The sequence below is a fragment of the Amycolatopsis panacis genome, from assembly GCF_003600245.1.
Classification (GTDB): domain Bacteria; phylum Actinomycetota; class Actinomycetes; order Mycobacteriales; family Pseudonocardiaceae; genus Amycolatopsis; species Amycolatopsis sulphurea.
On the sequence record NZ_QZFV01000093.1, the window covers coordinates 1 to 11,997 of the forward strand.

The following is an 11,997-nucleotide window of genomic DNA, read 5'->3' on the forward strand; positions in this document are numbered from 1 at the left end:
GTCGGGGGCCCGGCAGCGGGCGATGCGGAGGTGTGTGTGCGACCACCTCGTGGCGTGCGCCGGACCGGTTTCGGGTCTGTGAAGGGACCCTTCACAGACTCAGAGTCCGTGAAGGGACCCTTCACGGACCTCCACACCGACTTTGCCGACACCCTGGACCCTGGGGCTGTGAAGGTGGCCTTCACGGGAACGTTGGGGCGGGGGTGGGTGCGGGGTGGTGCCGGGTGGGGCGGAAGTGGCGTGGGGCAAGGGGGTCGGGTCTGGTGGTGCGTGTTCGGTGCGCTGCTCTCGGTGACCGATCACCACACCACGCCACCACGCCACTACGCTCGCAACACCCGCCGCCCACTCCCCCTGCTCAAGACCATCCACCTTTGCCAACGCCGTGGGTCCAGGAGTTCGACGAGTTCTGCCCCCCCCATTGCCGTTTCACCTCGGCGACCTCGGCGCGTAGCGCGGTATTTGTCCGCCCTTAACTAATTGATCATCACCGCCTGGGCAGCAACCAGAGCGGCAATCTCGTCATATGACGGGCGCTCGTCCCCGGCCTGCACACCATGATCATCCGATATCGGAGATCAATTCCGGCAGACAACTTGGTGACCAGTTGACGTATAGCGTAGTCTCCTGCCCTGGGCCCCAAGGAAGGTGGGTCAGGTGAAGTAATAGCCATCCACTCGCATCGCAATGCGGCGAAGATCCATTCTGATCAACATTCCCCACCTCTTCCCAGTAAATGATCAGACGGCTCCCGGCTGCGGTCTTGATTCCGTCCGCAGTCGGGCAGGTGTGCGCGCACAAGCCGTCGTGCCGCCTGGAGCCACATCCAGCCCAGGTGGACAAGCGCAAGGTCGCGGAGACTCCGTAGCAGACGAGCCAGCTCAGGAGCCCTGCATACTTTTGTCCTGATTGGAGACCCACGAATATGGCAGTCGAAGCAGCCGGTCGGTGGCCATTGATCGGTCACGCCGTGCCCATCGCCGTAAAGCCACTGGATTTTCTCACTGCCCAGCGCGCATGCGGGCCCATCGTGCGGGTTCATCTCGGCAGGCGCCCGGCATACATCATCAATGATCCAGAACTCCTTCAGCAAATGTTGACCGTCGATGCGGGAAAGATCTCCAAGGGACTACTGTTCGACAAGCTCCGCCCGCTGCTGGGCAACGGCCTGCTCAATTCCGAAGGCGCCTTCCACATGCGGCAGCGACGGCTCATCCAGCCGGCCTTCCATCGGAAGCAGATGGAGCGCTACGTCGAGTCCGTCGCGGCCGAGGCCCAGGCTGCTTCCGCGAAATTGAAACACAACCAGGCGGTGAGGCTGGAGCGCGAGATCAGCTCGATGGTGATCGGCTCGAACACCATGGCGCTGTTCTCTTCAGCCATCGGCGACCATGGTGTCAAGGCCATCCAGAGGTGTCTGCCGCAGGTGCTGGACGGCACTTTCCGCCGTCTCATCGCGTCCATGGTGTATCTCGACTGGGTGCCGACACGGGCCGCGCGGAGGTTCAACGCCGCAGTCGCCGACATTCAGCAGGTGGTTCGCGAGATCATCCGTTCCTTCGCCGACGACACCGGCAACCGGGCGGACCTGGTGTCCATGCTGCTGGCTGCGCGGGACGAGGAGAACGGCCAGGGCATGACCGAGGAGCAGTTGGTCGACGAGGTGATGACACTGCTGATGGCCGCCACCGACACCACGACGGGCGCGATGAACTTCGCGTTCGACGGGCTCGGCCGCGCCCCCCATGTGCAGGAGCGAATCCATGAGGAACTCGACCGTGTCCTGGCCGGCCGGACCAGTGTCCAGGCCGAGGACCTGTCGAGGCTGGACTACACCCGCAGGGTCGCCATGGAGGCGGCCCGTCTCGCCTCTCCGTGGTTGCTGACCAGGCGTGCCGAGGAGCCCCTGGAGTTCGCGGGCGTGCCCATTCCCGTGGGCACCGACCTGATCTTCAGCCCGTTCGCCATGAACCGGGATCCCCGCTTCTACCCCGATCCGGAGCGGTTCGACCCGGATCGGTGGCTTCCCGAGCAGGTCAAGCTGCGCCCGCGGGGCGCCATGATCAGCTTCGGGATGGGCCGGAGGCAGTGCGTCGGTGAGTCCTTCGCCATCACCGCGATGACCATCCACCTCGCGACACTCTGTTCGAATTGGACCTTTCACGCCGTGGCCGACAGGCCGACCCGCCGAACGGTCACCGCTGGTATCGAGCGGACGGTCGAACTGACGATGATCGCCACCTCCCGCACTGGAGCGGTTCAGCCGGCACGACAGCAACCCCGGGGTGCGTAATGGACGAGGACTACGAACTGATCCAGGTACCGGCGGTGTGGTGCCCCATACCGGAAGGCATTCATCCACAGTGGCGGGCGCTTCACGCCGACGCGGTCGAATGGATGGATCGGCTGGGAATCTACCGCGACGACGATCACCGCGCGCGCAATGCGGCCAGTGGGGCGGGTGAGCTGGCCGCGAGAGTCGCGCCCGGCGGCACCGAGGACGCTCTGCGGGTGTACACCCGCTTCCTCATGTGGCTGTTCTCGTTCGATGACGGCTACTGCAGCGAAGGCATGTTCGGCGGACGGCCGCAGGATCTGGCGGTCGTCACCGCGCGGATGCTGCGCGTCGCGGAGACCCCCGCGCCGGACCGGATGTTCGACGACGACCCATGGACGTCCGGACTCAGGGATATTCGCCTGTCCCTCGACTCCCTCGCGAGCCCGGCTCAGATCTCACGGTGGGTCATGGCGTTGCGCATGTACCTGTTCAGTCAGGTCTGGGAGGCATCTCACCGTTCCCGCGGTTCCATTCCGGACCTGAACGACTACGTCGCGATGCGTATCTTCAGCGGCAGCCTCGACGTCTGTGCCTCTCTGCTGGACGTCGTGCACGGCTGCGAAGCCGGGGTGGACGAGCTGTGCCGACCCGAGGTGCGTGCGCTGACCGAGATGATGTCTCTGCTGGTCTCGATCGACAACGACCTCATGTCCTACCACAAGGAGATCAACCGAAGCGGCGATCCTCAGCGCGTTCTCGACCTGCTCATGCGCCGCGACGGCTGCACACTGGATGAAGCGGTCCGCAGGACGGTGGGCCTACGAGACCGCATTCTGCTCCGCTACCTGACCCTGCGGGACGAGGTGGCGGCGGCCGCAGGCCCCTCACTCCGGCGGTACCTGGCCGGACTGGACGGATGGATCCGTGGGAACCTCGACTGGGGCCGCACGTGCGCCCGGTATCTCCACCTGGACAACCCCATCTCTCTGCCCACGCACTTCGCCGAGACGCCCTCGGACGGCACCGCGGGCCCCCTCCCGATCCCTACCGTTTCCTGGTGGTGGCAGGACTTCCGCTCTGGATCCAGGTGCCCCGCACCGGCGCTGAGCTGATCCGCCCAGCACAAGACCGGCCGGCGATCCTCGCCGTCCGGTCCGGGGACGGCCGTGAAGGTGGCCTTCACGGATTTTGGGGCTGTGAAGGGTCCCTTCACAGCCTCGGCGTCCAGGGTGTCGGCAAAGTTGGTCGGGGGCCCGGCAGTGGGCGATGCGGAGGTGTGTGCGACCACCTCGTGGCGTGCGCCGGACCGGTTTCGGGTCTGTGAAGGGACCCTTCACGGACTCAGAGTCTGTGAAGGGTCCCTTCACGGAACGTTGGAGTGCGGTGGCGGCGGGGGTGGTTCCGGGCGCGAGTCGTGCCGGGTGTGGAGGAACCGTTGCAGCGCAATACCTGCCAGTCTTCTGCAGCGGGATCCGCCGTACGGCAATCCGCCCCCGGCAACGATCCGCCTTAGACCGCGACCGTCCGGGACTTCCGCGGACCCGGCTGCAGCCGGCCGTGCAGCCAGGCGGCGGTCAGATCGACGCGTCCGGCGCAGCCGGTCTGTTCGAACAGGGCGGTCAGCCGGGCTTCGATGCGTTTCTCGTTGGTGGCCAGGGCGGCGGCGATCTGGCGGTTGGTGTGGCCCCGCGAGACCAGTTCGGCGATCCGCAGGTCGAGCCGGTCCAGTTCGGTCCGGGGGTGAGTCTCCCGCGGGACCGGGATCTGCCGGGCCCGCAGCAGGGCGGTCACGGTGGCCACCTCGCGGGTCGCGCCGAGGCGTTTGAGGGTCCGGTGTGCTTTCAGCAGCCACGTTTCGGGCGACGGAGAGAGCCGTCCCATCGCCAGGCAGGCCTGCGCGATGCGGAATGTGTCGCCAGATGCTCGCGCCATCCGGATGCCGTTGGTCAGTGCGGCAGTATCGTTGCGGACCATGCCACCGAAGACCAGGGTTGCTTCGCGGACGTGGGCGGTGCGGCGACGGCGGGAGAGCGGGATCAGCTCGGCCAGTGCCCGGGTCGCCGTGGTGCGGTCGCCGAGGTGGGTCGCGTAGGCGATCAGGCGGGACAGCAGGAGTTCCATGCCGGGCAGGCATCCGGTGTTGTGCAGTGCGAGGTAGTCCTGCCGGCCCTGGTGCAGAGCCTGGTCGGTTTCCTCGGTCTGCCAACGGATTCCCAGCCACACCCAGGCGAGATAGGAGCCGGTCGCGGTGGTGTGCGGGACATTCCGGAGCCAGTCCTGCGCGCGGGCGGGTTCCTCGCGCTGCGCGCAGATCTCCGCGGCGAGCACCGCGGCGAGCGGGTGCGAGGCCGGGGTGCCGCGGGTCCGGCGGTCGCTCTCCATCCGGCGAGCCGAGGACAACGCGGCATCCCAGTCGCCGTCCCGGTAGGCCGCCAGGAGGTGGTGGTAGTCGGCGGCGGGACCCCTTTTCGGGAGGGTGTAACGCTTTCCGAGCAGGGACCGGAGCGCGCCGGCGCGGTCGAGCCGGTCCGCGGCTTCGGACGTCTCCGCGGGTAGGGGGGAACCGGTCCAGTCGAGCCACGCGGCGTGGAGGCGGGGGCTGTCGGCCGCCGAAGAGCCGATCAGGAGCGCGCAGCCCGTGCCGAGCGGGCCGGCCACCCGGCCGGTCGCGGCCAGCAGCCGCGCCACGGTGCGGGGATCGGCGCGGCGGATCGCGTCCGGCAGGATCTCGCCGCCCGGGAGCTGTCCCCGGCGGGCGAGTTCGGTGAGCAGGGGTGTGGCCCGGTCGAGGTCGGCGTGCCGGTCCTCATGGGTCAGGACGGCGAGCCAGCACACCGTGACCATCATCAGCAGTTTGTCGGGCACGTACTGGATCTCGGCGAGCAGCCGGGGCACCACGGTCGTGCCCAGCTCGCCGGCCAGCCGTCGGTACCGGCCCAGCGCGAAGTGCGCTTCGACGACCTCGCCGATCAGCCACGCCCAGTGCGGCCCGCCGGGCGCCGACCGCCGCAGGGCCGCGATCCGGTACCGGCAGGCGAGTTCCCGATCGGTCGCCTCGGCCTCGGTCGCCGCCGTGAGGAAGAAATCCGGGTCGCGGCCGGACTGCGCGTCCGGCGATTCGGTGAGGAACCAGGCCAGCTCGGCCCGTCGCCCGGTCGACGCCGCGGACGGCGGCGCGCCCGGCAGTTCGGCGAAGGCCCGGTGCACGGCGCCGCGCCAGCGCGGGCGGTGGCGTTGCCGCAGGGCGGCCCCGAGCGCGGGAGCCGCGGGCCGGATGCGCCCGGACGGCGAGATCCGCAGCACCCCGAGGCGGACGAGATCGTCGAGCGCCTGCCCGGCCTCGGTCCGCGCGAGCCGGAGTGCCCACGCCACCGCGGGCAGGTCGTCGATCCCGACGGCGCCGTGCTCGTCCAGCCCGGCGATCATGGTGGCCAGCCGGCCCGCGACGGGCCCGAGCCGTCGCAGCGCGGCGGGCAGCGGATGGCCGCGGGGCAGCGCGATCGGTCCCCGGCCGGTGAGGCACACGTGCCCGTCCAGCACGATCAGCCTGCCGCTGTCGCGCAGTTCGGCGACGACCTGGCGTACCGTCGCGAGATTGCCCGCCAGCGGGCCGAGCGCGGTGACGAGCGCGTCGACCAGTGCCTGATCGGTGGGGGTCCGCCCGGTCCCGGTGGTCCAGACCGGAAGCAGGGCGGTGATCTCCTCGGTGGTGTGCTCCCGGAGCGTGATCGTGGCGTCGGCGAGGATCCGGAACCGGTGGGTCGCCGCGGCGGGCAGCGCGGTGTCGGTGATCGTGAAGATCGTGAGGACGCCCGATCCGCGCACACCCTCGGCGAGCAGCGCGAGCACGGTGGCGACCTCCGGCGCGAACGCGTCGAGGTCGTCGAACAGCAGCGCGACCGGCCCGACGGCGGCGATCCCGGCGACCGCGGTGATCAGGTCGTGCGCCACCGCGAGCGGGGCGGCCCCGGACCCGGCGGCGAGCCGCTCGGGCAGCCGGGCGGTGGCCGCCACGGCGGCCGGTCCGGGCAGTGCGCCGGTGCTGATCAGGGTGCGCAGCGTGGTGGCGAGCCGGCGCAGCGGATCACGCGGGGCGCCGGCCGCGGAGATCCGGATCGCGGCGGTGCCCGCCCGCCGGTACCGCTGGGCGGTGGTGGCCAGCAGTGTGGTCCGCCCGGAACCGGCCGGTCCGGCCACCAGCCACACCGCACCGGGACCGGCGCGCAGTCCTTCGAGCACGATGCCGGCCTCTTCGTGCCCCACATCCCTGATCGATGAGGCTGCCATGTCACCCCTAGCCGTTGTGCCGAGCATGGAGTGCCGCTTGGTCCGCGTCCAGGATCCGGGCGAAACCGGTACCGCCGGGGGAAACGTCGTTGCCTCTTCCCCTCGATTCGGGGCCGGGAGGTGGCGGGTCATGATCAAATGGGGCCATGGAGGGCGGAGCGGGAGCCGTCGACCGGGCCGCCCCTGCGGTCGCGTCCGTCTCCGTGCCCTGGCCGCTGACCGTGTTCGCCGGGGAGCCGGGCAGCGGACGCAGCACCGTGCTGGCCGGGATCGCCGCGGCGGAGACCGGTACGGTCCGCACCGTCCGGCTCACCGAAGCCGACCGGGAATGCCGCTATGGCGCGCTTTTCCGGATACTGTCCGGGCTCGATCCGGATCGGCCGGGCGGTGGACCGCAGCTGCGCCGGGTGCTGGCCACGCTGATCCGGCTCAGCGCGGCCGGGTCGCCGGCCCGGCCGGAGGAGACGGCGTGGCTGGCTTCCGCGGTGTTCGCCGCGCTGCGCCGGCGGGCGCCGCTGCTGGTGCTGGTGGACGACGTGCAGTGGCTGGACGACGCGACGGTGGCGCTGCTGGAACCGATTTCGCGCCTGTGCCTGGCGCACGGGCAGGTGCGGCTTGCGGTGACGCTGCGGATCACCGGCGGGTTCCCGGAGCCCGGCGAGAGCCCGCTGGCCGCCGTCTTCGAGCGGCTGCGTGCCCAGGGCCGGGCCGGGCTGCGGCTGATCCGGCCGCTGCCGGTGAGCGCGTCCCAGTCCTTGATCGCCGGGCTGGTGTCCGCGCATCCCGATGCCGATTTGGTGCGGGCGCTGCACACGGCGAGCCGCGGCAACCCGGCCGCGCTCCTGGAACTGGTCCACGCCTATCAGGCGGCTGGGGCGCTGCGGCTGATCGACCGGACGGCGTACCGGATCGCCTGGGCGGAGTCCTCGGTGGTCCTGGGGGACCATCCGCTGGTGGGAGCGGTCGGGGAGGCCGGGCCCGGGATCCGGGCGGTGGCGGCCGCGATGGCCGTGCTGGCTCCGGCCGGGCCGGGTGCGCCCGCGCTGGTCGCGCAGGCCCTGCAGCAGGGCGAGCGCACGGTTCGCCGGCTGCTCGACCGGCTCGCCGCCGCCCGTGTCCTGGTCCCGGCCGCGGGTGGGGGACGGCGGTTCCGGGTGCCCGCGGTCCGGGCAAGCCTGCTGGGCGCCCTCGGCCCGTTCGCGCGGCGCCGGTACTCGGCGATCGCCGTGGAGGCGATCTGGGCCGGCACGATCACCGTGTCCGGCCGGGAGTTCCTGCTCGACAGCCTGGTCGAAGCCGGGGCGCTGGTGGACACCGAACGGGCCGCGGCCGAACTGCTGGAGTACGGCGTGCCGCGCATGCTCGCCGGTGAGCCGAGGGCGGAACGCTGGCTGAGCGCGGCCGCGGAGTGGGCCCGGCGGCCGGAGGAGAAGATCAGAGCGCTCGTCGCGCTCGGCGGGACGCCGCCCGGATACGTCCGGGTGGGCCAGGCCGTCGGCATGGTGCGCCGGATCTTGCGCGGCCAGGTGCGCGGGTTGCCCGCCGGCGTGCTCCACAGCCTGTCCGTCGTCTACCTGATCTGGCTGGCGTCCGCGGGGGAGGAGCAGGAGCTTCGGCAGATCGCCGAGTCCGCGTGCCCCCCGCTGCCCGGCGGTGCGGCACAGGAGATCGTCAACCGCGCCCTGGCGCTGATGGCGCTGGGGCGCTGGGGCGAGGGGGGCAGGCTGCTCCGGGACAAGGCCGCGATCTGGCACCGGGGCGACCCGATCACCGCCGATTTCGGGGAGGTCTTCCTGACCGCTGCCGACGTGGTCGTCGGGGTTCCGGCCAGGCTGAGGGAGTGGCTGGCCCATGACGGGCCGCGGTTCACGGCCCGGCGATCGCAGTACTGGCTCGAACACCACCGGTTCGAGATCAACATGCTGCTCCTGCTCGGTGAACGCGAATCCGCGGTCGACCGGATGGCCGGGTCCGGGATCACCGCGGACCAGCTGTCCGGCCCGGACCGGTTCCTCTTGCACTACCTGGCCGGGGACTGGCCGGAGGCGATGCGGATCGCGCATCGCGCGCTGCTGGAGCGGCGTAGCGCGGCGCGTCCGCTGCCCGGGGTGCTGATGGTGGGCGGCGCGATCCGGATCCTGGCCGCGCAGGGCAGGCTGCGCCGTGCACAGGACCTGGCGGCCGACGGCCGGGACTTGCAGCTGCCGCATGTGATCGACCACGCCGAGTTCACCGTGGCCGCGAAACTGGGGGAGGACCAGCGGGCCGACGAACTGCTCCTGGCCGCCGCGGCGACCGCCGACGAGCACGGGTACCTGCTCGGCACCGAGGAGCTGTGGCCGGAACTGGCCCGATCCGCGGTTCGCCGCGGGAAACCCGCCGAGGCGGCGCACTGGGCCGCGCGATCGGCGGCCACGGCCTGGAAACTGGACACCGTCCGCGCGCACCTCCAGCATTTCCTCGCGCGGGCCGTGGTGTTCGAGGACGTCGAGGCCGCTCGGCGCGCGGTGGAACTCGCCGGGGAGTACCGGGCGGGCCGCTACGAGAGCGCGATGGCCTTCTTCCACGCGGGACTCGCGGGCCACGACACCGAACGGTCGCTGGGCGCGGGATACGAGCTGTTCGGCGAACTCGGTGCCTGGTTCTGGCGGGCCAGGGTGCGCAAGGCCGCCCGGGCCCGCGGGATCGTGCTGGCGGGCCGGGCCGAGACCACCGCGGAGAACGAGCGGCTGCTGGCGATCCTGGTCGCCGAGGGGCTGAGCAACCGCCGGCTCGCCACCGTGCTGGGGACCAGCGAGAAGAGCGTCGAGGGGCAGCTGAGCCGGATGTTCTCCCGGATCGGGTACCGGTCCCGGGTTGAGCTGGCCGCGGCCATGCTCACCGGCGAATATCAGTCGTGAGCGGTGTGGCGGCGGGCCGGTCCGCCTCGATCACCTTCGGGACGGTGCGCAGGGTCACCAGCGCGACCGCGGCCAGCACGGCCAGCACCGCCGCGCTGCCGAACATGCACACCCGGATTCCGCCGACGAACGCTTCGGAGGCGGCGGCCCGCACCACGCCCGCGACCGGTTCCGTGAGCCCGCCGGACAGCGCCGCGGTGGCGCCGAAGGATTCCCGCACGTGCTCGGCGAGGTCCGGTCCGACCGCGCCGGGCAAGCGCAATTCCTGGCGGTAGACCAGGGAGACCACGCTGCCCATGACCGCGATCCCCAGTGCGCCGCCGAGTTCGTAGGCGGTCGCGGAGATGGCCGAAGCGGCGCCCGCCCGGTCCCGGGGGACGGTGCCGAGGATGGTGTCCCCGGTGACGGTGAGCGTCAGCCCGGCACCCGCGCCGAAGGCCACCTGCGCGGTGAGCACCAGGGGATACACCGAATGCGGCTGGACGAAGCCGAACAGGGTGAAGCCCGCCGCGGCCAGGGCGAGCCCGGCGGCGACGGACGGGGCGCGGCCGAACCGTTCGACCGCGATCGCCGCGAGGAGTCCGCCCGTCAGCAGCGCCGCCAGGGCCCCGGGGACGAAGCCGAGCCCGGCCTTGAGCGGCGACCAGCCCAGGACGAGCTGGAAGTACTGGCTGCTGATCAGTGCGAACGCGGACATGGTGAACACCGAGACGAGGTTCGAGCCCACCGAAGCGGAGAACGCTCTTCGCCGGAACAGCCCGAGGTCGATCAGCGGTTGTTCGAGCCGGTTCTGGCGGGCGCCGAACCACAGCAGGGCACCCGCCCCGAGCAGGAAGGAGAGCCAGACCTCCGGATGCGACGGCCCGGCGTGGAAGGCCCCCTTGAGCGCGTAGATGACCGCGACCATGCCGACCACCGAGAGCAGCACGCTGCGCGGGTCGAGCCGCAATCGCCCGGGAGTGCGTGATTCCGGCACGAAGCGGGCGGCCAGCAGGATCAGCAGGGTCACCGGGACGTTGACCAGGAACACCGCGCCCCACCAGAAGTGGTCGAGCAGGAGCCCGCCGCAGATCGGCCCGATCGCGAAGCCCGCGGCGGAGACTCCGGAGCTGATGCCGACCGCTCTCGCGCGGGCGCGCTGGCCGGTGAAAACCGCGCGCAGCAACGAAGTCGCCGACGGCAGCACGGCCGAACCGGCCACGCCGAGCAGCGCCCGTGCGGCGATGAGGAACCCGGCGGTCGGTGCGTAGGCGGCGAGCACCGAAGCGGCGGCGAACACGGTGACGCCGGCGAGCAGCACCCGGCGCCGTCCGAACCGGTCGCCGAGGTTGCCCATCGTGATCAGCAGCCCGCCCATCACGAAGCCGTAGATGTCCGCGATCCACAGCAGAGCCTCGGTGGAGGCATCGAGCTGGACGGTCAACGCGGGGATCGCGAGGTGCAGCACGGTCAGATCGACCGCCACCATCAGCTCGGCGAGGCAGGCGGCCAGCAGCGTGGCCACGCGCTGGGCCCGCCTGCACCCGGTCATGCCGCCACCGCGGTGGCCCGGCGACGGGGCCGTCGTGGTTTGAGCGCCTCCTTGACGTCCGCGCGCAGCAGTTCGGTCTGCCCGGCCAGCCCTGGCAACCGGTGCAGCAGATGGTCCGGGCCGGGAACGAGGGTGCGGCGGACGCCGAGCCGGGCGAAGCGGGCGGCCAGTTCCGGCAACCGCACCATGGTGACCGTCGATTCGAGCAGCAGCGAAGCGACCGCTTCGCCGGTGCGCAGCAACGCACCGTCCTGATCGGACACTACCGGCAGCTCGGGATCCCGGAAGGAATAGCGGCCGAAGACCTCGTCGGCCAGCCGGTCCCGCAGCCCGGTGAGTCTCGGTGAGTGCGCGGCGGGGCGCATCGTGGTCAGCGCGTACCCGCCGGCGGCGCGGACCCGCCGGATGAACTCGTCCAGATCCGCCTCGGCGAGGGTGATCAGGTGCACGTCCGGGTCGAACCGGCCGGAGACGTCGTGCACCATCCCGTCGAGCAGCTCGGGCAGGCACTCTTCGGGTAGCCGCACCACGAACTGGCTCACGAGGTCCTGGTGCCGGGTGGTGAAGTACTCCTGTTCACAGCGCGCGATGCCGGCCACCAGCCGCACCAGCTCGGCGAGCGGGAGCGCCCCGGACCGCACCACGGCCGCGCGCTCGCCGAAACTGGACCCGCCGCAGACCACCGGGGTCAGGCCGTGTTCGGCCTCGGCCCGTTCGGCCAGCGCCAGCGACGCCAGCACGAACGCGATCTGCAAGTACTCGGTGTACTCGTCGCCGGCTTCGCGGAGCCGGTCCACCAGCCGGTAGCCGAGCGCCTCGTCGGCGACCGCGACCCGTCGCCGGGCAAGGGGGTCGATGACCAGGAACCGGCCCAGTTCGCCGGCGCGGGCAGGGCCCATGCCGGGGAACAGGACGGCGTCGGCGGTTGTGTCCATGGTGTGCACCTGTCTCAGGAGTCAGTGGGGCCGTGCGGTGGCGAGTTTTCGCTGTGGTAAAGGACA

Annotated in this window: 6 protein-coding genes; 3 read left to right on the plus strand and 3 right to left on the minus strand. The window is 71.2% G+C overall.

Annotated elements, in window-relative coordinates:
- Window positions 1–925 precede the first annotated feature (925 nt).
- Window positions 926–2,293 (plus strand): cytochrome P450, encoded by a 1,368-nt coding sequence (locus tag D5S19_RS19265; protein WP_120024740.1) that lies wholly within the window; start codon window positions 926–928, stop codon window positions 2,291–2,293.
- Window positions 2,293–3,390, plus strand: coding sequence for a terpene synthase family protein (locus D5S19_RS19270; RefSeq protein WP_120024741.1), 1,098 nt, complete (start codon window positions 2,293–2,295; stop codon window positions 3,388–3,390). Before D5S19_RS19265 ends, D5S19_RS19270 begins: the two co-directional genes overlap by 1 nt.
- 397 nt (window positions 3,391–3,787) lie before the next feature.
- Here the strand turns inward: D5S19_RS19270 and D5S19_RS19275 are convergent, their stop codons facing one another.
- A complete protein-coding gene (locus D5S19_RS19275; protein ID WP_158605571.1) occupies window positions 3,788–6,565 on the minus strand; it encodes an AAA family ATPase in 2,778 nt (925 codons plus the stop codon).
- A gap of 146 nt (window positions 6,566–6,711) precedes the next feature.
- Here D5S19_RS19275 and D5S19_RS19280 point away from each other — a divergent pair, with 146 nt between their 5' ends.
- Window positions 6,712–9,465 carry an AAA family ATPase gene (locus tag D5S19_RS19280; protein ID WP_120024743.1) on the plus strand — a complete coding sequence of 918 codons (2,754 nt, stop codon included), beginning with the start codon at window positions 6,712–6,714 and terminating at the stop codon, window positions 9,463–9,465.
- On the opposite strand, the gene D5S19_RS19285 is transcribed toward D5S19_RS19280, so the two are convergent.
- A complete protein-coding gene (locus D5S19_RS19285) occupies window positions 9,443–10,996 on the minus strand; it encodes an MFS transporter (RefSeq protein ID WP_120024744.1) in 1,554 nt (517 codons plus the stop codon). The genes D5S19_RS19280 and D5S19_RS19285 overlap by 23 nt on opposite strands.
- Window positions 10,993–11,931 carry an ACP S-malonyltransferase gene (locus D5S19_RS19290; protein ID WP_233574034.1) on the minus strand — a complete coding sequence of 313 codons (939 nt, stop codon included), beginning with the start codon at window positions 11,929–11,931 and terminating at the stop codon, window positions 10,993–10,995. The genes D5S19_RS19285 and D5S19_RS19290 overlap by 4 nt, the downstream gene beginning before the upstream one ends.
- Window positions 11,932–11,997 lie beyond the last annotated feature (66 nt).

Coding starts and splice junctions, on each gene's coding strand:
- D5S19_RS19270 (WP_120024741.1), top strand. CDS start 2,293: ATGGACGAGGACTACGAACTGATCCAGGTACCGGCGGTGTGGTGCCCC.
- D5S19_RS19280 (WP_120024743.1), top strand. CDS start 6,712: ATGGAGGGCGGAGCGGGAGCCGTCGACCGGGCCGCCCCTGCGGTCGCG.
- D5S19_RS19265 (WP_120024740.1), top strand. CDS start 926: ATGGCAGTCGAAGCAGCCGGTCGGTGGCCATTGATCGGTCACGCCGTG.
- D5S19_RS19285 (WP_120024744.1), bottom strand. CDS start 10,996: ATGACCGGGTGCAGGCGGGCCCAGCGCGTGGCCACGCTGCTGGCCGCC.
- D5S19_RS19290 (WP_233574034.1), bottom strand. CDS start 11,931: ATGGACACAACCGCCGACGCCGTCCTGTTCCCCGGCATGGGCCCTGCC.
- D5S19_RS19275 (WP_158605571.1), bottom strand. CDS start 6,565: ATGGCAGCCTCATCGATCAGGGATGTGGGGCACGAAGAGGCCGGCATC.